Source organism: Methylobacterium sp. AC433, assembly GCF_979253015.1.
Genome location: NZ_CEEDBN010000004.1, coordinates 232,502 through 252,146, shown reverse-complemented (window position 1 = coordinate 252,146; position 19,645 = coordinate 232,502). Strand labels below are relative to the sequence as shown.

Below are 19,645 nucleotides of genomic sequence, written 5' to 3'. Positions count from 1 at the left end.
TGGGACGGATCGGAGTCGGAGCCTCAAGCGCTCCGAGACGGTGACGCTGATCCTCCTGGCAGGTGCGGGCGCGGCATCCGTGGCCCTGGCGAGGATCGATCCGAGCCAAAGGATGGAAGACGTCCGCATCTATCCGAACGCGGAGGCCTGCAGTGTGGGCCGCGTGCGGACGGCCGACGAATGCCGGTCCGATTATGCGGAGGCCCTTCGGACTTACGCGACGGCGGCACCCACCTATCCGACGCTCGATCTTTGCGAGGCCCAGCACGGCATCGGGCAGTGCCGGCGACGGGACACGGCCCCGCAACCGGGCGGCGATGCCTTCGTCCCGCTGATGGTGGCCTACGCGGTCGGGCTCACGGCGGCGCAAAAGCTCGAACCCCAACCGCTCTTCCGGGATGCCGACGCGCGACGAGGCCTCGGCCTGGCATCCGCTGCGAGCTACCGGACAAGCTGGGGATGCCCGATCGCTCCGGCCGCCGACGGGGCGAGCAGCGCCGCCAGGGTGCCCGCGGCGTCCGTCCGCCGCACGGTCTTCGGAGGCTTCGGCGCGACGGGACGCGAGGTCTGCGGCGACCCGGAAGCCACGCATCACGGGGGCAGTTGATGCGCCGCGTCTTCCTCGGCGAACGTCCGGACTGGCGTGACTCCGCGAGGCGCAACGGCTTCCACTTCCACAGCCTGGATGACCTGCCGTACTGGCAGGAGAGCCACGCCTATGCGTTCTCGCTGGCGGAGATCGAGGGGGACCTCGAAGCGGCGAGCGCGGATCTGCACGCCCTCTGCCTGGATTTCGTCGATGCGGCCGTCGAGGATGCGCGCATCCTCGCTTCCCTTCGGATCCCGGAGCAGGTCTGGGACGTGGTGCGCGAGAGCTGGCGCCGCGGAGACCCTTCGCTCTACGGCCGCCTCGATCTGGCCTATGACGGCGCAGGACCGGCCAAGCTCCTGGAATACAACGCGGACACGCCGACCGCCCTCTACGAGACCGGCGCCTTCCAGTGGCTCTGGTTCGAGGACCTGCTCGCGCGCGACCGTCTTCCGCCCGGCTCCGACCAGTTCAACTCCGTCCACGAGCGACTGATCGGACATTTTCGTCAGATGCCCGGGGACGGCACCCTGGCTTTCGCCGCCTTTGCGGATGCCCCCGAGGATCGCGGCACCGTGGCCTATCTGGAGGATTGCGCGCGGCAGGCCGGCCTCGATTGCCGGTTCCTCGATCTTGCCGATATCGGCCTCGACGAGGGGGCCCGCTTCGTCGATCGGCACGCGGTGCCGATCGGCCGGCTGTTCAAGCTCTACCCGTGGGAGTGGGCGTTTCAGGATGCCTTCGCGGCGGAACTCGGCCGGACCGAGACCCGCTTCCTGGAGCCGCCCTGGAAAGCGGTGCTGTCGAACAAGGGGCTGCTGCCGCACCTCTACGCGCGCGAGCCGGGCCACCCGAACCTGCTGCCGGCCTATTTCGAGTCCGACCCGGCCAAGGCGCGCCTGGGAGAAAGCTTCGTGCGCAAGCCGCTCCTGTCACGGGAAGGGGCCAACATCCTGATGGTGGAGAACGGCGTGACGATCGCGCAGCCCGAAGGTCCCTACGGGACGGAAGGCCATATCTGCCAGGCGCTGGCGCCACTGCCGAACTTCGACGGGCGGCGACCGCTCGTCGGATCCTGGATCGTCGGTGATGCGCCGGCCGGGATCTGTATCCGGGAAGGGGCCGGTCCGGTGACGACGAACACGGCCCTCTTCGTCCCGCATTACATCGAGCCGGCTTGAGGCTCGGGCGGAACGTCGCCAGCGCTGCTCGATTGACAGGGACCCGATACCGTCGTCGCCCTGCATGGAGCCATGGAATGCCGCCGATCTTCACCGCCGATTTCGAAACCCGTCGCGATGCCGAGATGAGCGTGGAGCACCTCGTTCAGGAGCACGGCATCGACCGGAAGGCGATCACGGTGGTCTCGGCGGGCGATCGCAACAGCGCCGGCACGGAGCAAGCCGGCGCCGATCTCGAGGATGGCCGCAACAAGACCGAAACCGTGGGCGAACCGGCGCTGACCGGGGCGATTCAGGTTCGCGTCGAGGCCGATTCCGCTCAGCGCGGCGTCATCGACGAATCGTTCTCGACCTTCGGTGGCAAGACCATTCGGCGCTGAGGTCGAACCTTGGAACGACGTTCGCGGCTCAGGCCGCGAGCTTCGTCACGGCCGCCTCGGCAGGCGCCTGGCCACGCGGCCCGAACAGGTGCCGGTGGAGGGCGTCCGGGCAGTGGACGCGCCCGTCCGCGTCCGTGATTCGGACGTCCGTCATCCCGGCGGTCATCAGCGACCAGCCCTGCTCCACCGCGCCCAGGATCGAGCTGTGGCGGAAGCTGACGCAACGCTCCGAGACGCGCGCACTGACGGTGAAGCTCACGGGATGAGATCCTTGGCTGATCGCCCGGCCCCCGCTCTCAGGGCGCCGGCGGAGGGTCGAGAGAGGGTCGTGCAGGCGGCGCGCGCATCCGCGGCGCCGGTGGACTGCATGTGCGCTGCAATAATGGCTTCCGGTTGACGAACCTTGAGCCAAAGCGAGCGTCTCGGAAATTTGATCAGGCATTTTCGTGTCCCTGACCGGCGATGGCCCGGGCCGCTTCCAGGACGGCTTCGGGATGCTGGTGGTGCAGCATGTGCCCGGTCCGCGAAAGGCCGGTGAAGACTGCCCCCGGGATGCGGTGCGAGGCCCAGTATCCGTGCCTGGGCGTGCTGACGACGATATCGGAATCGCCGGCGAGGATTCGCACCGGAGCACGGCAGGTGTGATAGGCGAGGGCACTTCGGGTCAGCCCGGCCATCAGCCCCGCCGCATCCTCGCCCTCGGCCACCAGCTGTTCCGCATTCCCGACGAGCCCGAAGGGATAGGCTTCCGCGTAGCCGGGCGGCATCGTGGCCGGCAGGAACATCGCGTTCCACAGGAGGGGCAGCAGCGCAGGGTCGACGGAGCGTCCGAGGAGCGCCGAGGCGAGGCCGCCACCCGGAGCCGCCCGGGGGCCGAACAACAGGTGCTCGAGCCGGGGCTCGGGAAAGCAGATCGGCGCCAGCGCGACGACACCCGCGATCTCGTCCGGAAACTGCAGGCCGTAGGCGATCCCCACCGCCCCTCCGAAGGAATGGCCGACGATGATCGGCCGCTCGAGGCCGAGCGCCCGCACGCCGTCGCGGATCAAGGCGGCCTGCCGCCAGGAATGAGCATCGGCGATGCCCTGGCGCCGGCTGAAGCCATGTCCCGGGCGGTCGACGGCGATGACCCGAAAATGCTCGGCGAGATGCGGCACCGGCCCGAGCCACATATCCTCCAGGGACATCAGCGTCCCGTGAATGATCACGAGGGCCGGCCCCTGTCCCGCCTCGGCATAGGCCAGCGTCCGGCCGTCGTGGAGATCGATGGTCGAACGCGGGACCAGGCGCGCGGCGACACTCGGCGAGATGCGCCCGACCGGGCTGGCGACGGGTCCGACCTCCATCAGAGCGCGCGCTTGCCGACGTCGGCCGCGATTGCGACGGCGCGACCGCCCTGGGTTTCGATCTCCTGAGCGATGCGCTCGAGGGTTTCGCCGCCGCGCGCCGCCAGGACGACCCGGACCCCGGCCTTCGCAGCCATGCGGGCGGTCGCGAGACCGATACCGCTCGAGGCCCCGGTGATGACCGCGACCTGATCGCGCAGCGCCTTCCGGTGTCGCATCCTGCCCATTCCCCGCCCGTTCGCACGGATCGCCATCGGCGTCCTCGAACGCTTACTCACGGGCGTGGCGCCGGTTCTGTTCCCAGGACGCGCCTGCGCGGTTTTCACGCGCGGGTCCGCGCGCCGGAAGAGGCGCGGTGGGAGGCGATGCCGCTGGCTTTGGCGCAGCGTATGACTACCTTGCAGGCTGTGACCGAGATCCTGTTCTACCATCTCCAGAACCAGCCCCTCGAGACGGTGCTGCCGAACCTGCTGGAGCGCTCGCTGGAGCGCCAGTGGCGCGCGGCGATTCAGGCCGCCAGCGAGGAGCGGCTTCAGGCCCTCGACGACCAGCTCTGGACCTACAGCGACGACAGCTTCCTGCCGCACGGGACCGATCGCGACGTCGATGCGGCCAGCCAGCCGGTCGTGCTGACCCTGAAGGATACCAACCCGAACGCCGCTTCGATCCGCTTCCTGGTCGAAGGCGCCGACCTGCCTTCGGACGCCGCCGGTTACGCCCGCATCTGCGTGCTGTTCGACGGCACCGACCAGGATGCCCTGTTGCGCGCCCGCGAGCAGTGGAAGGAGGCGAAGGCCGCCGGCCATGCGATCGCCTACTGGCAGCAGGACGACGACGGCCGCTGGCAGAAGAAGGCCTGACGGCGCTGCCGCCTTCCAACGATCGCCGAGAGGAAACGCCATGAGACGTCTCGCCATCGGCCTCGCGGCCCTCCTTCTCGCCGCACCGCCGCTTCAGGCGCAACCTGCAGCGCAGGGCGAGCGGCCGGCCGAAGCACGAAAGGCGCCCGAGCCCCGCGGCACCCAGGGTGGCAAACTCCCGGCGGACGCCGTCACCGAGCACGGCGTCACGCTGCCGGACGGTCGAGCTCTCGCCTTCACCGCCCGGGCCGGAAGCCTGCCGCTCGTCGACGAGGCCGGGAAGCTCCAGGCGGAGATCGCCTTCATCGCTTACACGCTGGTCAGCCCGGCAGGCGGGAAGAAGAGCGACCCGGCCCGCCCCGTGACCTTTGCGGTGAACGGCGGACCGGGTGCCGCGTCGGCCTACCTCAATATCGGGGCGATCGGGCCCTGGCGCCTGCCGGTGGAAGGCGCCAGCATCAGCCCGTCGGCGCCGATCGGCCTGGTGCCGAACGACGGGACCTGGCTCGACTTCACCGACCTCGTGTTCATCGACCCCGTGGGCACCGGCTACAGCCGTGCGGCCGATGGCGACGCCAAGCGCTACTGGAGCATCGATGCCGATGCGTCCGTGCTCGCTTCGGCCATCGCCCGATGGCTGCGGACCAACGACCGCATGGCGGCGCCGAAATTCTACGTGGGCGAGAGCTACGGTGGCTTTCGGGGACCGCTGATCGCCTCGAAGCTCCAGGAGGAGATCGGCGTCGGTCTGTCCGGCATGGTTCTGCTCTCGCCCGTGCTCGACTTCGCCTGGCTGCAGGCGCCCCGCACCACGCCCTGGGGCCACGTGATCAAGCTGCCGTCCTTTGCCGCCGCCGCCATCGAGCGGGCGGGCGGCACGCCGACGCGCGAGACCATGGCGGACGCGGAGGCCTATGCCACCGGACCATACCTCGCCGATCTCCTGAAGGGGCCGTCCGACGGCGCCGCCGTGGCACGGCTGGGTGACCGGGTCGGCGCCCTGACCGGGCTCGACCCGAGCTTCGTCCGGCGCCAGGCCGGGCGGCTCTCCGGCCAGAGCGTCCAGCGCGAGATCGGCCGAGACACCGGGCGGGTCGCCAGTGCCTACGACACCGGCGTGACCGGCTGGGACCCCGACCCCAATGCCGCCCATTCGGGTTTCGAGGATCCGCTGCTCACCGGGCTTCAAGCCCCGCTGACCAGCGCGATGATCGCGCTCTACAACGACACCCTGAACTACCGTGTGCCGGATCTGCGCTACGAACTGCTCAATGGCGCCGTGAACCGAGGCTGGTCCTGGGGTGGAGGGCGTTCGGCGCCCGAATCCCTTGGTGCCCTGCGCGGCGTGCTCGCCCTCGACGGCAACATGCGCGTGCTGGTCGCCCATGGGTACACCGACCTCGTCACACCGTACTTCGCGTCGAAGCTCCTGATCGACCAGATGCCGGCCTATGGCGGCGGACGCCTCGATCTCGCCGTGTACCCGGGTGGTCACATGTTCTATTCCCGACCGGATTCGCGCGCCGCGTTCCATCGGGACGCGGCGGCTCTCTACGCGGCCGCGCTCAGCGCGCGGAATCCCGCTCAGCGCTGAGGACCCTGCCTTGCCCGTTTCGAAACGACCGCGCCTGATCGTGCTGGCCGCTCTCGCGGCCGGTGGCCTGTCCGCCTGCTCCAGCACCGAGAGCGCGGCGCCCGCTCCGATTCCGGTCGCCCCGCCCAAGCCCGTGCCGGCACCGACCTTCCAGGGTCCGGTCCTGACCGGGGAGGGGACCTGCACCGCGCCGGCACCGGCCGGAGCCGCTGCGATCGAGATCGGCATCGGCGAGTGCGACCTCGTCCGGCTGAAGGGCAAGCCACCCACCGACGTGCTGGTGGGAGAGGGGCGCGCCGGCCGCGAAGTGCAGGTCCTCTACAACGAGCCCGGTGCGAAGGAGCTGTACTTCTTCGTCAACAACCGGCTCGACCGGATCGTGAAGTGAGACGCAGGCTCAGCGCTCGGTGAGCTTCATCTCGATGCGCCGGTTGCGGGCATAGGCCTCCTCGGTCGTGCCGGCCTCGATGGGCTGGAACTCGCCGAAGGCGGCCGCGAGGAGGTGCTGGGGCGGGATGCCCTTGGCGACCATGGCTTGGACCACCGCGATGGCGCGCGCCGCCGAGAGAGCCCAGTTCGACGGGAACTGCGCACTGGCGATCGGCCTGGCATCGGTATGGCCGTCGATGCGCAGCACCCAGGGAATGTCGGCCGGGATCTGCTTGGCGAGGTCGAGAATCGCGCCGGCGATGCGGTCGAGCTCTGGGCCGGCCTCCGGTTTCAGGCTGGCGGAGCCGGCCGGAAACAGCACCTCGGATTGCAGCACGAAGCGGTCGCCGACGATGCGGATGTCCTGACGGTTGCCGAGGATCTGGCGCAGGCGGCCGAAGAAGTCCGAGCGGTACCGCGCCAGTTCCTGCACCTTCTGGGCAAGCGCCACGTTCAGGCGGCTGCCGAGATCGGCGATTCGGGCCTGGCTCTCGCGGTCCCGGGTCTCGGATGCGGCGAGGGCATCCTCCAGCGCCGCGAGCTGCCGCCGCATCGCCGCGATCTGCTCGTTCAGCAGGTCGATCTGCGAGACGGCCCGGGCCGTGTTCGCCCGCTCCGCTGCCAACTGCCGGTCGACCTCGCCCTGACGCCCGGCCGAGCTCTCCGCCGCCTCGGCCTGGGACTTCAGGCGGTCACGCTCGGCTTGCGTTCCCAGCAGGGTGCTGCGCAGGGACGAGGCCTGATCCTCCTGCGTCTTCCGGGTCGAGCGCTCCAGGGCCAGCAGCTCCGTCAGGTCGGAGATCTGGCGGTTGAGACGGGTCAGCACCGAATCGCGGCCGCTGATCTCCTGGGACAGGAAGAACTGACCGACAACGAAGATCGTGAGCAGGAAGACGACGGCGAGCAGCAGCGTCGCCAGGGCGTCGACGTAGCCCGGCCAGACGTTCAGGCTCCGGTCGCGGCGACCGCGCGTCGAGGCCATCTCAGGTCCGCTCGCGGCCCAGGCGCTCGAGCACCTGCTTCAATTCGCGCTCGCGGGTCGCCTGGGCCTCGACCCAGTCGCGAATCATCTGCTGCTCGGCCCGCATGTGCTGCACGAGCCCCTGGATGCCTTCCGCCAGATTCGTCATGGCCTGGGTGGCGACCCGCCCGTTGGCGCCCTCCGCCACCACGCTGGTCAGGCGGTCCACGGCCTCTTTCAGTTCGCGGGCGCTGGCCGGGTCCTGTGTCGGAAGCGGCGCGGCTTGCGCCTTCGCCGGGGCCGCGACCTCGACACGACCTTGCGGTATTTCGCCGGAGAGGAGCCAGTCCTCCAGCTCGTTGTGGAAGCGCGCATGCGCCTGCCCGGCCTGCAGGTCGAGGAAGCCGATGATCAGCGAGCTCGCGAGCCCGAAGAGGGAGGCCGAGAAGGCGAGGCCGATGCCGGAGAGCGGCACCGCGAGGCCGTTCTTCAACTCGTCGAACATCGCCGCGGCCTCGCCGCCGCCACGCATGGTCCTGATCACCGAGCCGACCGCGCTCAGCGTGTCGATGAGGCCCCAGAACGTGCCGAGGAGGCCCAGCAGGATGAGGAGACCCGAGACGTAGCGCAGGATCTCCCGGCCCTCGTCGAGGCGGGCGGCCGCGGTGTCGAGGAAGGCGCGGTTGGTGGGCAGGGTCATCCCGTCGTGCCGGGCGGCGATGGCGGGTGCCAGCGGTGCCATCAGCGGAGGCGGCCGGCTCGGGCTCTCGCCCGCCGCAACGGCGTTGACGTAGGTCACCTCCCGGTAGAGCCGCACCACCTGCCCGAAGGCCAGAAGCACCGAAATGAGCAGGACGCCGAGGATGAGCCCGTTCAAGCCCGGATTGGCCAGGAAGGCCGGCGTGATCTGGCGGAACAGGACGAAGGCGAGGAACCCGACCAGGATCAGGAAGACCAGCATCCGGACGAGGTAGATGCCTGGCTTGGCGATCGTCGCGGGTGCGGGTGGGGTCGCCATCGGCTCGGGCACACTCTCAACGCGGAACTGGCAGCCCGGCGCAGCGAGCGCGCGGACGCGCCGGCACATTGCAGGGTGGTTCGGCACCGATCAAGTCGCCATTGGCGTCGGGCCGTGGATGGTTGCCCGTTGCGCCGGCTAATCCCACGCCCGCGGCCAGGTCTCCTCCAGATGCGGCCCGAGGCGCACGGCGGCAACGCTCTTCGCCAGGCCCGTCGCGTCGTCGGTCTCGACCGCGATGCCGCAGAGCGTGCCCTCGCCCTGAGCCGTTTCGAGACGAGCACCCGGCGTTTTCTGCAGGAAACGGCGCAGGGGCTCGTCCTTCTGCATGCCCAGGATCGAATCGTAGTCGCCGCACATGCCGGCGTCCGAGAGGTAGGCGGTGCCGGCAGGCAGGATCCTGTGATCCGAGGTCGGCGTGTGGGTGTGGGTACCCACGACCAGGCTGGCACGGCCGTCGAGAAAGTGGCCGAAGGCCTGCTTCTCGCTGGTCGCCTCGGCATGCACGTCCACGATGACCGCGTCCGCCACGGCGCCGAGGGGGCAGGCTGAGAGTTCGCGCTCGGCCGAGGCGAACGGATCGTCGAGAGCATCCATGTAGAGGCGGCCCATGACGTTGAGGACGAGGACGCGGGCGCCCTTTTGGGTCTCCACCACGGTGGCGCCTCGACCCGGCGTGCCCGGCGGATAGTTCGCCGGTCTCACGAGGCGCGTCTGGCGCTGGATGAAGACGAGGGCCTCGCGCTGATCGAAGGAATGGTTGCCGAGGGTCACCGCGTCGGCCCCCGCCTGAAGGAGTTCGTCGCAGATCGCTTCCGTGAGGCCGAAGCCGCCGGCGGCGTTCTCGCCGTTGATCACCACGCAGTCGAGGCGCCAGCGCTCGCGGAGGGCGGGAAGACGGTCCGAGATGACGGTGCGGCCGGGACGGCCCACCACATCGCCGAGAAAGAGAATGCGCATCGCGGAAAGTCAGGTCCGTATCAGCGGGACCGGGCCCGCTTCGGTGACGAGATGATCGAGCGGCTGGTCGTGCGGCTCGGAGGGGACTTCAGCCACCGCCTGGACCGAGAAGGCCACGCCGATCGTCAGCACCGGACCATTCCGGGACAGGCGCTCGATGGCTTGGTCATAGTAGCCGCGTCCGTAGCCGATGCGATGGCCACGTCGGTCATAGGCCGCCAGCGGGACGATCAACGCAGTGGGATCGAGGGGCGGCAGGGCGTCGTGCGGTTCACTGAGACCAAAGCGCCCGGCGACCAGCGCCTCACCCTCGCGCCATTCGCGAAAGACGAGTCCCTGGGGCGTCACCTTGGGCAGGGCGATGCGCTGTCCGCGCGCGAACAGCAGGCGAGCGAGCGGACGAGGATCGACCTCGCTGCGGATCGGCCAGAACGCTCCGACGATCCCGGCTTCGGCCAGTGCGCCGATGGCCATTACCGTCGTGGCGATGCGCACCGAGCCGGTACGGCGATCCTGTTCGTGGAGGGCGTCGCGGCGGGCCAGGGCCTCGGCCCGAAGAGCCGCCTTGTGGGCGGAGATGGCATGTCCGGCGGGAGAGGGGTCTGAGTGCGGAGCCACGTGAGCCGTTGGAGTGTCGATCCCGGGAAACCTACAATGTAGGTGGGCGCCGTGTTGGCCAAGTCCAGGGACGAGGCCAGGGACAGCTCCCTGGGGAGTCGATAAGGCCCCGGGGAAAAGTTCTCCTGACGGACCCGGCAGCCCCGCCATTCCCATGTAGCGTCGGCATGCGGGGAGCGCCAGGGGGGCATCTCCTCGCCTGGAGGAATTCCGGCCGCTGCGGCTTCACCCCGCGGAAATGACATGCGCGAGGCGCTCGATCCGCTCGGCGCAACGCACGAGGCCTTCCGCGAGCCGTTCCTCCTCGGCCGCACGCACGGACTCACCTGATTCCACCGTCGCCCGGAGGGCGGCGGCCTCCTGCTCCAGGGCCGCGAGACGCCCCTGCGCTTCCTGCAATTCATCCGCCTGCATCAGAGCTGCCATCACGTGGAGGCGCATGTCACCGATTTCGCCGAAGGATCGGCGCATCTCGGTGATGCGGCCGTCGAGCCCCTCGGCGAGGGCTGTGAGGTGCGCCTCCTCGCCCTCTGCGCAGGCCATCCGGTAGTTCTTGCCGTCGATTGTGACGTTGATCTGAGGCATCGGTTTCGGATCGCTGGAGCGTTGGATTTCGTGGGTTAGCGGCTGCTGCAGGACGGGGCCAGCATGCCCTCGACGGCATCGATCGCCCGCCCGAGGCGGTGGTCGACATCTGCGGAGGTCGCCTCGAATTCGGCGAAGCGGGCGCTCGCGGCATCGAGTTCGGCGGCGAGGCGCGCCCGATCCTCACCCATGATCGCCAGCTCGGTCTCGAGGTCGCTCGGGTCACGCTCGGCCTCGAAACGCTGGGTGACGGCGCCCTCCAGGCGGGAGAGCACGGCCTCCAGGCGCTGCAGCGCCAGATCGATGGTCTGGCTCACGGATGAATGCCCCTTTTCTTCAACAACGTTCCACCGGCCAAACGCTAAGCAGCACCTCGGTTCTACCGGAGGGAGCCCCCTGCGCCATGCCGGGATGGGACAGGGTATCCACCGGGAAAGGGTTATCCACCCCGTGTGGCGTGCCATGTAACCTTTGCCTCGATTTGTCACCATGTTAGAGACCGCCCGCCCACAGACCGGCTATACGGCAATCCGTGACGCGATCAGGCGAGAGGACAGGCCCCTGTCCGCCAATCTGGTCAGCGTCCGCCGCGCGCTTCCTTCCGGTCTTCGGCTGCGATCGCGCGCCCGATCCTGCGCGGCAGTTCATCTGTCGTTCAATCGGGACTCGCACAGAGCGGGCAACGGATCGAGGCCTGCCCGTCGGGCACGCCGCGACGATCATCATGCTGGAGGGTGCTGCGTGGCCGGCGCCCGATTATGGGAAGGACTCACGCTGTGTCGGTGAAGGTTGCCATCAACGGGTTCGGACGCATCGGCCGCAACGTCCTGCGCGCCATCCACGAGGCCGGTCGCAAGGACATCGAGGTGGTGGCGATCAACGACCTCGGCCCGGTCGAGACCAACGCCCACCTCCTGCGCTTCGATTCGATCCACGGCCGCTTCAACGCCAAGGTCGAGGTCGACGGCGAATTCATCGTTGTCGACGGCCAGCGCATCAAGGTCACGGCCGTGCGCAACCCGGCCGAGCTGCCGCATCGCGAGCTCGGCGTCGACATCGCCCTCGAGTGCACCGGCATCTTCACGTCGAAGGACAAGGCCAAGGCCCACCTCGACGCCGGCGCCAAGCGCGTCATCGTCTCGGCGCCCGCCGACGGAGCCGACCTGACGGTGGTCTACGGCGTCAACCACGACAAGCTGACCGCCGACCACCTCGTCATCTCGAACGCCTCCTGCACCACCAACTGCCTCGTGCCAGTGGCCAAGGTGCTGAACGATCTCGTCGGGATCGAGCGCGGCTTCATGACGACGATCCACTCCTACACCAACGACCAGCCCTCGCTGGACCAGATGCACAAGGACCTCTACCGGGCCCGTGCCGCCGCGCTCTCGATGATCCCGACCTCCACCGGCGCGGCTAAGGCCGTCGGGCTCGTGCTGCCGGAGCTGAAGGGCAAGCTCGACGGCACTTCGATCCGCGTGCCGACCCCCAACGTCTCGGCTGTCGATCTCGTCTTCACGGCCAAGCGCCAGACCACGGTGGAGGAGATCAACAACGCGATCCGTGCCGCCGCCGACGGTCCGCTCAAGGGCGTGCTGGCCTATACCGATCAGCCCAACGTCTCGATCGACTTCAACCACGATCCCCACTCGTCGACCTTCCATCTCGATCAGACCAAGGTCATGGACGGCACCTTCGTGCGCATCCTGTCATGGTACGACAACGAGTGGGGCTTCTCGAACCGCATGGCCGACACGGCCGTGGCCATGGGCAAGCTGCTCTGAGCCACTTCACCGCCTTCTGACGGTTCGAAGGTTCCCGAAGACCACGCGACGACCAGCATGGTGTGCCTGATATGACAGAGACCTCCCCCACCGGACGCGACTTCATTCCAGGCACTTCAGCACCCCCGTCGCCGGCGCCCGCGCCGGCTACGGCCCCCGCCGGTTCGGTTCCGGCAGATCCGGTCTTGATCGGCAAGGCCGAACCTCTCCCGGCGCACGGCAACGGACCGAGTAGCGATCAGCTGGCCCGGATTGAGGACAAGTGTTCGCGGATCGAGGACAAGTATGCGCGCTCCGAGGCACTGCTGTCCCGCGTCGAGGAGAAGGTCGAAGGTGCCGCCGGCCGCATGAATGAGGCGGCCCGCCAGAGCGATCTCTCCGCCCTCCGCAGCGAAGTCCGTTCCATCGCCGACCGCACTCGCGGTTTGCCCGGTTCCGGCGCCCTCGTGCTCACCGCGATCATCACTGCAGTCCTCACGGTCGCACTGACCATCGCCGCCCAGCGCTTCCACCTGGACGCGATGCTGCCGCCGCGCTGATCCAGACCCGTCCCGCCCGACCAGAGCCAAGGCCCCGATGACCGCTTTCCGCACCCTCGACGATGCCGGCCCGCTTCAGGGCAAGCGCGTGCTACTACGCGTGGACCTGAACGTACCGATGGAGGGTGAACGCGTCACCGACGCCACCCGTATCGAGCGGATCGTGCCGACGATTGCCGAGATCGCCGACAAGGGCGGCCGCGTGGTGCTGCTGGCGCATTTTGGGCGTCCAAAAGGAAAGCCCGTCGCGTCCGAGTCGCTGAAGCCCGTCGTGGAGACCTTGAGCCGGAAGCTCGGCCGCGAGGTCGCTTTCGCCGAGGATTGCGTCGGCCCGGCCGCGGCCGATGCCGTTGCGCGCCTCGAGGACGGAGACGTCCTCCTCCTCGAGAACACCCGCTTCCATGCCGGCGAGGAGAAGAACGACAAGGCCTTCGCCGAGCAACTGGCCGTCAACGGCGACCTCTACGTCAACGAGGCGTTCTCGGCCGCACACCGGGCACATGCCTCGACGGAAGGCCTCGCCCATCTGCTGCCCGCCTATGCCGGCCGCCTGATGCAGGCCGAGCTCGACGCCTTGACCAAGGGCCTGGAAGCCCCGACTCGTCCGGTCATCGCCCTCGTCGGCGGTGCCAAGGTCTCCTCGAAGATCGACCTCCTTCAGAACCTCGTCGCGAAAGTCGACATGCTTGTCATCGGCGGCGGCATGGCCAATACCTTCCTGCACGCGCAGGGCAAGGCTGTCGGCAAATCGCTCTGCGAGAAGGACCTTGCCGACACCGCCCTGCGCATTGTCGAGGCGGCCAAGGCGGCCAAGTGCCGGATCATCCTGCCGGTCGACGCGGTCTCGGCCTCCGAGTTCAAGGCGAACGCAGCGCACCAGACGGTGTCGGTCGATGCCGTGCCGGACAGCGGCATGATCCTCGATGCCGGCCCCGCATCGGTGGCCGAGATCAATGCGGCCATCGACGAGGCCGCGACCCTGGTCTGGAACGGTCCGCTCGGCGCCTTCGAGCTGACGCCGTTCGATGCCGCTACCGTCGCCGCCGCCCGGCATGCGGCCGAGCGGACCAAGGCCGGTAAGCTCGTCTCGGTGGCGGGCGGCGGCGACACGGTCGCGGCCCTGAACCATGCCGGTGTCGGCGAGACCTTCTCCTACGTCTCCACGGCCGGCGGCGCATTCCTCGAATGGCTCGAGGGCAAGGAACTGCCCGGCGTCGAGGCCCTGCGCGCCAAGGGCTGACCGCAGCCGCGACGCGGTGAATTCCGGGCGGACGGCCTACGTCCTCCGACACCGCGCCGCTTCCCTGGAATGCTGTCCCGCGAGAGTTGCAACGGACCCGCAAAGGTCCGAAAAGACGAACGAATTCGGAAGGATTGCGCCCCCTGGCGCGTCGGTTGGCGGATCGCCTTCGGGGCGTTCGCATCTGAGGAGAAACCCATGGCCCGCATCACCCTGAGGCAGCTCCTGGATCATGCCGCCGAGCATGAATACGGCGTGCCCGCGTTCAACCTGAACAACATGGAGCAGGGCCTCGCCATCATGGCGGCGGCCGATGCGACCGACTCTCCGGTAATCCTTCAGGCGAGCAAGGGCGCACGCGCCTATGCCAATGACATCGTGCTGGCCAAGCTCATTGACGGCCTCGTGGAGATCTATCCTCATATCCCGGTGTGCATGCACCTCGATCACGGCAGCGACGAAGCCACCTGCGCCACCGCCATCCAGTACGGCTTCACCTCGGTGATGATGGACGGATCGCTGAAGGCCGACGGCAAGACTCCCGCCGACTACAACTACAACGTCGAGATCACCCGCAACGTCACCAAGATGGCCCATTGGGCCGGCGTTTCGGTCGAGGGCGAACTCGGCGTGCTCGGGTCTCTGGAGAGCGGCCAAGGCGAGGCCGAGGACGGCCATGGTGCCGAGGGTGTGCTCAGCCACGACCAGCTCCTCACCGATCCCGACGAGGCCGTGAAGTTCGTCGAGGCGACGAAGGTCGACGCCCTCGCAGTCGCCATGGGCACGTCGCACGGCGCCTACAAGTTCACGCGCAAGCCCGACGGCGACGTCCTGGCGATGAGCGTGATTGAGGAGATTCACCGCCGTCTGCCCACGACCCACCTAGTGATGCACGGCTCCTCGTCGGTGCCGCAGGACCTCCAGGACATCATCAACCAGTACGGCGGCGAAATGAAGCCGACCTGGGGCGTGCCGGTCGAGGAAATCCAGCGCGGCATCAAGCACGGTGTGCGCAAGATCAACATCGACACCGACAACCGGATGGCGATGACGGGCCAGATCCGGAAGATCCTCGCCGAGAACAAGGCCGAGTTCGATCCGCGCAAGTACCTGAAGCCCGCCATGGAGGCGATGACCAAGCTCTGCAAGCAGCGCTTCGAAGAGTTCGGCACCGCTGGCCAGGGTTCCAAGATCCGCCCGGTTTCCGTGGCCACCATGGCCAAGCGCTACGCCAACGGCTCCCTCGACCCGAAGATCGGCGCGGCGAGCTGAGGAGTCGGAAGGACCCCGTATGTCGGAACCCCGCACCCGCCTCGCTCTGCTCAGTCCCCACCGGGTCGAGGCCGGTGACGCCGAAGCGCTCGGCGCCGCGATCATGGCCGCCTGCGCGGCCGGCGATGTCGCTGCCGTCATCCTACGCCTGGCCCCGGCCGACGAGCGCAGCCTCGTCAACCTGGTCAAGCGTCTGGCGCCGGTAGCCCAGGATGCGGGTGCGGCGGTGGTCGTCGCCTGCTCGGGCTTCGCCGGCGACCTCGTCAGCGTCTCGGCGCGCGGGGGGGCCGACGGGGTCCACTTGGACAAGGCGCGAGACGGTGATCTGCGCGACCTGCGGGAGCGCCTCGCCGACGGACGCATCCTCGGCGCAGGTGGGCACGAGCAGAAGCACGCGGCCATGGAGGCCGGCGAGGCCGGTGTCGACTATGTAATGTTCGGCGGTCTCTACGCCGACGGCATGGCGCCGGATGCCGAGACTGTGCTGGACCGGGCCGGCTGGTGGACCGAGATCTTCGAGACACCCTGCATTGCCGTCGCGCATGCAACAGATCAGGTCGGTCCGCTCCTAGGCACGGGCGCCGAGTTTCTCGGTTTGGAGAGCACCCTCTGGATCGGCGAGACCGCCAATGTCGCCGCGATCCAGATGCAGGTAGCCGCCGCCCGGGAGGCGACCGCGTGAGGGTGGCGCTCAGCCTCACGGCGCTGATGTTCGGTCTCGGCGAGGTTTACGGCGCGTCGTCGCTGTCGCCGGAAGCGGCGAAGCCCGCGACACGCGAGGTGTTCTCGGCCCCCCTCAAGGAACTGCCGACACCCTACTCCCCGAACGCCATGCGGTCCGTGCCCTTCACGGCGAAGCCCAGCGACAAGCCGGCGGATACGGCCTTCGGCGCCTACCAGCGCGGCCAGTACACGACTGCATTCCGCGAGGCGACGAAGCGGATCGCGGCCGATCCGAAGGATGCAGCGGCGATGACGTTGCTGGGCGAACTCTACAATCAGGGTCTCGGCCTCAAGCAGGACCCGGTGAAGGCGGCGGAATGGTACCGCCTCGCCGCCGCGCAGGGCGACGTGCACGCGATGGCGTCGCTCGGCCTGATGTCCATCGACGGGCGTGGGGGCGCCAAGGACTTGAAAGCCGGGCGGCAATGGCTGGAGAAAGCCGCCGAGAAGGGTGACACGACCGCTGCCTACAACCTTGCGCTGATCCTCCTGGGCACCGGTACCGAACCGGATCAGGCTAGGGCCGCCACCCTGTTCCGCAAGGCAGCGGACGGTGAGATCGGCGCCGCACAGCACGATCTCGGCGTCCTCTACCTGCAGGGCCGCGGTGTGACCAGGGATCCGGCCCAGGCCGCCGAATGGTTCCGGCGGGCAGCTGATAACGGCGATCTGGCCGGCGAGGTCGAGTTCGCCATCCTTCTCTTCAACGGCACCGGCCTGGCGAAGGATGAGCCGCGCGCTGCGCGCTACTTCCAGCACGCCGCCGCTCGCGGGAACGCCATTGCTCAGAATCGGATCGCGCGACTGTTCGTGGTCGGGCGCGGCGTTCAGAAGAATCTGGTGGAGGCGGCGGCCTGGAATCTTGCTGCCTCGGCGCAGGGATTGTCGGACCCCTGGCTCGACGAGAACCTGAAGGGTCTGGAGCCGGCGGAGCGCCAACGCGCCGAGGCTCTCGCGGCCGATCGCGCGAAGGTCAATTAGCAGCTCGTAGGGCAGACCCGCATTCGACAGGGGTGAGCCGGCGCGCAAACGTGCTATGGCCGCGCCGGATGTTTCTCGAACCAACGTTCTTTGAATCGGCCTGGACCTGAAGATCGATGATTAGCTCACCCCTCATGACCGTTATGGTCGACGCCGTGCGCAAGGCGGCCCGCGGCCTCAAACGCGATTACGGCGAGATCGAGAACCTGCAGGTCTCCCGTAAGGGTCCCGGAAACTTCGTCTCCGCAGCCGACCGCAAGGCCGAGGAAGTCCTGAAGGATGCGTTGATGAAGGCGCGGCCAGGCTACGGGCTCATCCTAGAGGAATCCGGCAACGTCGAGGGGGCGGACAAGAGCCACACCTGGCACGTCGATCCTCTCGACGGCACCACGAACTTCCTTCACGGCATCCCGCACTTCGCCATCTCGGTCGGTCTGGAGCGCGAGGGCCAGATCGTCGCCGGCGTAATCTACGATCCGGCCAAGGACGAGCTCTTCGTCGCCGAGCGCGGCAAGGGTGCTTATCTGAACAACCGCCGCCTGCGCGTCTCCGGGCGGACCGACATGGCCGATGCCCTGGTCGCCTACGGCTCGCCCTATCTCGGCCGAGGCGATCACCCGAAACTCCTGCGCGAGGTCGCCGCCGTGATGGCCGTGACCGGAGGTGCCCGCCGCTTCGGCTCGGCCGCCCTCGACCTCGCCTACGTGGCGTGTGGTCGCTCCGACCTCTACTGGGAGCGGGATCTGCAGACCTGGGACATTGCTGCGGGGATCATCCTGGTGCGCGAGGCCGGTGGCTTCGTCACCAGTGCCGACGGCGGTGCCGAGCCATTGGCCGCCCGTTCGGTGGCCTGTGGCAACGAAGTCCTGCACGGTGAACTCGTGAAGCTCCTGCGCCGCGCCAACGCCTGAGGGGTGCCGAGCGCCTCCTCGCTTCAATTCTCCTCGACAAGGGCTGCCCGTATGGAAACCCGCCGCCACATCGCATTGAAGGACTCGATCCGGTCGATCCCGGATTACCCGAAACCCGGGATCGTCTTTCGCGATATCACAACGTTGCTGAGCGACCCGCGGGCGTTCCGTCGCGCGGTCGACGCGCTGGTGCATCCTTATGCAGGCGGCCGGATCGATCAGGTGGCGGGTATCGAGGCGCGGGGTTTCATCCTCGGCGGCGCCGTAGCGCACCAGCTCTCCTCCGGCTTCGTGCCGATCCGCAAGAAGGGCAAGCTGCCTCACAAGACCGTGTCGATCGCCTACGCGCTCGAATACGGCACCGACGAGATGGAAATCCACGTCGACGCGATCAAGCCGGGCGACCGTGTGCTCCTCGTGGACGACCTGATCGCCACCGGCGGCACGGCCTGCGCCGCGGTGAACCTGCTGCGCCAGATCGGTGCCGAGGTGGTGGCGGCTTGCTTCGTCATCGACCTGCCGGAGATCGGCGGCGCACAGAAGCTGCGCGATCTCGATGTGCCGGTCCGGACCTTGATGGAATTCGACGGGCACTGAAGCCCGATGCGTCGTTCCCCGACAACGGAACGACGCGGCGGCAAGTTAGGCGGCGAGGCTCGTGAACAGGCCACGCCCGTCCGTTCCACCGACGAGATCCTCCACGAAGTTCTCCGGATGCGGCATCAGGCCGAGCACGTTGAGCTTCTCGGAGTAGATGCCCGCGATGGAGTTCAGCGAGCCATTGCGGTTCGCATCGACCGTCAGCTTCCCGTCGGCGTCGGAATACCGGAACGCCACCCGACCATCGCCCTCGAGGCGCGTGATGGTGTCTGGATCGGCGAAGTAGTTGCCCTCACCATGGGCCACGCAGACGTCGATGACCTGATTCCTGGTGTAGGCAGAGGTGAATTTCGTATCGGCGCGCTCCACGCGAAGCAGCTGGCGATGGCAGATGAAGCGCCGATCGACGTTCCGCATCAGGACACCGGGCAGCAGACCCGATTCGCATAGGATCTGGAATCCGTTGCAAATGCCCAGCACTAGGCCGCCGCGAGCCGCGTGGGCCCGAACCGCGTCCATAGCGGCCGCACGCCCTGCGATGGCGCCACACCGCAGGTAGTCACCATACGAGAACCCGCCCGGGAGAACGGCCAGATCAGTTCCTGCAGGCAACTCTGTATCCGCGTGCCAGACCTTCAAGACCTCGGCACCCGACTGGGTCAAAGCCCGGGCGACATCCCCGTCGCGATTGGAGCCAGGAAAGACAACGATGGCGGCACGCATCAGGCGATCTCGATGGCGTAGTTTTCGACCACGGTGTTGGCGAGCAGTTTCTCGCAGGCGCTCTTCAATGTCGCCTCGGCCGCCGCCCGATCCGCGCCCGCAATCTCCACGTCGAAGACTTTCCCCTGGCGCACGCTGTCGATGCCGGAAAGGCCGAACGACGTCAGGGCCGCCTCGATCGCCTTACCCTGCGGGTCCAGCACGCCGGTCTTCAGGGTGACGATGATGCGTGCTTTCATGGATTTGGACTCGTCTGCTGTCGGGGCACCCTGCGGATAATCGGGAAACGCCGGGCAAGCAACGCGAAACGGCCCCCGAGGGGGCCGCTCTTGATCTTCGGAACGATAGTTT

24 protein-coding genes, 1 other RNA gene and 1 pseudogene are annotated in these 19,645 nt (G+C 68.2%); 14 read left to right on the top strand and 12 right to left on the bottom strand.

What is annotated here, in order from left to right:
• Window positions 1–40 precede the first annotated feature (40 nt).
• The 3 genes from AC0IWM_RS09205 (at window position 41) to AC0IWM_RS09195 (ending at window position 2,150) form a co-directional block, all read left to right on the top strand.
• A complete protein-coding gene (locus tag AC0IWM_RS09205) occupies window positions 41–607 on the top strand; it encodes a DUF1190 domain-containing protein (protein WP_471754495.1) in 567 nt (188 codons plus the stop codon).
• The gene (locus AC0IWM_RS09200) at window positions 607–1,770 is read left to right on the top strand and encodes a glutathionylspermidine synthase family protein (RefSeq protein ID WP_471754493.1); all 1,164 of its coding nucleotides are present in this window, start codon (window positions 607–609) and stop codon (window positions 1,768–1,770) included. The genes AC0IWM_RS09205 and AC0IWM_RS09200 overlap by 1 nt, the downstream gene beginning before the upstream one ends.
• Window positions 1,771–1,847: 77 nt before the next feature.
• On the top strand, window positions 1,848–2,150 hold the full coding sequence (locus AC0IWM_RS09195) for a hypothetical protein (RefSeq protein WP_471754491.1): 303 nt from the start codon (window positions 1,848–1,850) through the stop codon (window positions 2,148–2,150).
• Between the two features lie 28 nt (window positions 2,151–2,178).
• On the opposite strand, the gene AC0IWM_RS09190 is transcribed toward AC0IWM_RS09195, so the two are convergent.
• From AC0IWM_RS09190 to AC0IWM_RS09180, 3 genes and pseudogenes are all read right to left on the bottom strand, one after another.
• Window positions 2,179–2,409, bottom strand: a complete 231-nt coding sequence (locus AC0IWM_RS09190) for a hypothetical protein (protein WP_471754489.1) — start codon at window positions 2,407–2,409, stop codon at window positions 2,179–2,181.
• Window positions 2,410–2,584: 175 nt separating this feature from the next.
• Complete coding sequence (locus AC0IWM_RS09185; RefSeq protein ID WP_471754487.1) at window positions 2,585–3,496, bottom strand: alpha/beta fold hydrolase; 912 nt, start codon at window positions 3,494–3,496, stop codon at window positions 2,585–2,587.
• 5 nt (window positions 3,497–3,501) lie between these two features.
• Window positions 3,502–3,714 (bottom strand): annotated as a pseudogene (locus tag AC0IWM_RS09180) (SDR family NAD(P)-dependent oxidoreductase); the annotation flags it as partial.
• A gap of 189 nt (window positions 3,715–3,903) precedes the next feature.
• Here AC0IWM_RS09180 and AC0IWM_RS09175 point away from each other — a divergent pair.
• Genes AC0IWM_RS09175 through AC0IWM_RS09165 form a run of 3 tightly spaced genes read left to right on the top strand, consistent with a single transcriptional unit; the run spans window position 3,904 to window position 6,338 of the window.
• On the top strand, window positions 3,904–4,356 hold the full coding sequence (locus AC0IWM_RS09175; RefSeq protein ID WP_471754618.1) for a DNA polymerase III subunit chi: 453 nt from the start codon (window positions 3,904–3,906) through the stop codon (window positions 4,354–4,356).
• Window positions 4,357–4,396: 40 nt separating this feature from the next.
• A complete protein-coding gene (locus AC0IWM_RS09170; RefSeq protein ID WP_471754485.1) occupies window positions 4,397–5,950 on the top strand; it encodes a S10 family peptidase in 1,554 nt (517 codons plus the stop codon).
• Window positions 5,951–5,960: 10 nt separating this feature from the next.
• A complete protein-coding gene (locus AC0IWM_RS09165; RefSeq protein ID WP_471754483.1) occupies window positions 5,961–6,338 on the top strand; it encodes a hypothetical protein in 378 nt (125 codons plus the stop codon).
• Between the two features lie 9 nt (window positions 6,339–6,347).
• Here AC0IWM_RS09165 and AC0IWM_RS09160 read toward each other — a convergent pair whose 3' ends face one another.
• The 7 genes from AC0IWM_RS09160 to AC0IWM_RS09130 form a co-directional block, all read right to left on the bottom strand.
• Window positions 6,348–7,361, bottom strand: coding sequence for a peptidoglycan -binding protein (locus tag AC0IWM_RS09160; protein WP_471754481.1), 1,014 nt, complete (start codon window positions 7,359–7,361; stop codon window positions 6,348–6,350).
• 1 nt (window position 7,362) lies between these two features.
• Entirely contained in the window at window positions 7,363–8,358 is a 996-nt protein-coding gene (locus AC0IWM_RS09155) for a flagellar motor protein MotA (RefSeq protein WP_471754479.1), read from the bottom strand.
• Window positions 8,359–8,496: 138 nt separating this feature from the next.
• On the bottom strand, window positions 8,497–9,318 hold the full coding sequence (locus AC0IWM_RS09150) for a TIGR00282 family metallophosphoesterase (protein WP_471754477.1): 822 nt from the start codon (window positions 9,316–9,318) through the stop codon (window positions 8,497–8,499).
• Window positions 9,319–9,327: 9 nt separating this feature from the next.
• Window positions 9,328–9,936 (bottom strand): 5-formyltetrahydrofolate cyclo-ligase, encoded by a 609-nt coding sequence (locus tag AC0IWM_RS09145; RefSeq protein WP_471754475.1) that lies wholly within the window; start codon window positions 9,934–9,936, stop codon window positions 9,328–9,330.
• Window positions 9,926–10,083, bottom strand: a non-coding RNA gene (ssrS, locus tag AC0IWM_RS09140) — 6S RNA. The genes AC0IWM_RS09145 and ssrS overlap by 11 nt, the downstream gene beginning before the upstream one ends.
• Before the next feature lie 78 nt (window positions 10,084–10,161).
• Complete coding sequence (locus tag AC0IWM_RS09135; RefSeq protein ID WP_471754473.1) at window positions 10,162–10,521, bottom strand: cell division protein ZapA; 360 nt, start codon at window positions 10,519–10,521, stop codon at window positions 10,162–10,164.
• A gap of 35 nt (window positions 10,522–10,556) precedes the next feature.
• Complete coding sequence (locus AC0IWM_RS09130; protein WP_471754471.1) at window positions 10,557–10,838, bottom strand: DUF4164 domain-containing protein; 282 nt, start codon at window positions 10,836–10,838, stop codon at window positions 10,557–10,559.
• A gap of 459 nt (window positions 10,839–11,297) precedes the next feature.
• Here AC0IWM_RS09130 and gap point away from each other — a divergent pair, with 459 nt between their 5' ends.
• The 8 genes from gap (at window position 11,298) to AC0IWM_RS09090 (ending at window position 18,568) form a co-directional block, all read left to right on the top strand.
• On the top strand, window positions 11,298–12,305 hold the full coding sequence (gap, locus tag AC0IWM_RS09125; RefSeq protein ID WP_056476152.1) for a type I glyceraldehyde-3-phosphate dehydrogenase: 1,008 nt from the start codon (window positions 11,298–11,300) through the stop codon (window positions 12,303–12,305).
• A 71-nt stretch (window positions 12,306–12,376) separates the two neighbouring features.
• Window positions 12,377–12,844, top strand: coding sequence for a hypothetical protein (locus tag AC0IWM_RS09120; RefSeq protein ID WP_471754469.1), 468 nt, complete (start codon window positions 12,377–12,379; stop codon window positions 12,842–12,844).
• A gap of 37 nt (window positions 12,845–12,881) precedes the next feature.
• The gene (locus AC0IWM_RS09115; protein ID WP_471754467.1) at window positions 12,882–14,084 is read left to right on the top strand and encodes a phosphoglycerate kinase; all 1,203 of its coding nucleotides are present in this window, start codon (window positions 12,882–12,884) and stop codon (window positions 14,082–14,084) included.
• A 198-nt stretch (window positions 14,085–14,282) separates the two neighbouring features.
• Window positions 14,283–15,356 (top strand): class II fructose-bisphosphate aldolase, encoded by a 1,074-nt coding sequence (gene fba, locus AC0IWM_RS09110; RefSeq protein WP_471754465.1) that lies wholly within the window; start codon window positions 14,283–14,285, stop codon window positions 15,354–15,356.
• Window positions 15,357–15,375: 19 nt separating this feature from the next.
• Window positions 15,376–16,038 carry a thiamine phosphate synthase gene (locus AC0IWM_RS09105; protein WP_471754463.1) on the top strand — a complete coding sequence of 221 codons (663 nt, stop codon included), beginning with the start codon at window positions 15,376–15,378 and terminating at the stop codon, window positions 16,036–16,038.
• Between the two features lie 26 nt (window positions 16,039–16,064).
• Entirely contained in the window at window positions 16,065–17,060 is a 996-nt protein-coding gene (locus AC0IWM_RS09100; protein ID WP_471754616.1) for a tetratricopeptide repeat protein, read from the top strand.
• 116 nt (window positions 17,061–17,176) lie between these two features.
• Complete coding sequence (locus AC0IWM_RS09095; protein WP_056476134.1) at window positions 17,177–17,971, top strand: inositol monophosphatase family protein; 795 nt, start codon at window positions 17,177–17,179, stop codon at window positions 17,969–17,971.
• Window positions 17,972–18,022: 51 nt separating this feature from the next.
• Window positions 18,023–18,568, top strand: a complete 546-nt coding sequence (locus AC0IWM_RS09090) for an adenine phosphoribosyltransferase (protein WP_471754461.1) — start codon at window positions 18,023–18,025, stop codon at window positions 18,566–18,568.
• A 45-nt stretch (window positions 18,569–18,613) separates the two neighbouring features.
• Here AC0IWM_RS09090 and purQ read toward each other — a convergent pair whose 3' ends face one another.
• Together purQ and purS are read right to left on the bottom strand one after the other, a co-directional pair.
• Window positions 18,614–19,294: a phosphoribosylformylglycinamidine synthase subunit PurQ gene (purQ, locus tag AC0IWM_RS09085; RefSeq protein ID WP_471754459.1), complete on the bottom strand. Its 681-nt coding sequence runs from the start codon at window positions 19,292–19,294 to the stop codon at window positions 18,614–18,616.
• On the bottom strand, window positions 19,294–19,533 hold the full coding sequence (purS, locus tag AC0IWM_RS09080; protein ID WP_471754457.1) for a phosphoribosylformylglycinamidine synthase subunit PurS: 240 nt from the start codon (window positions 19,531–19,533) through the stop codon (window positions 19,294–19,296). The genes purQ and purS overlap by 1 nt, the downstream gene beginning before the upstream one ends.
• Window positions 19,534–19,645: the final 112 nt, after the last annotated feature.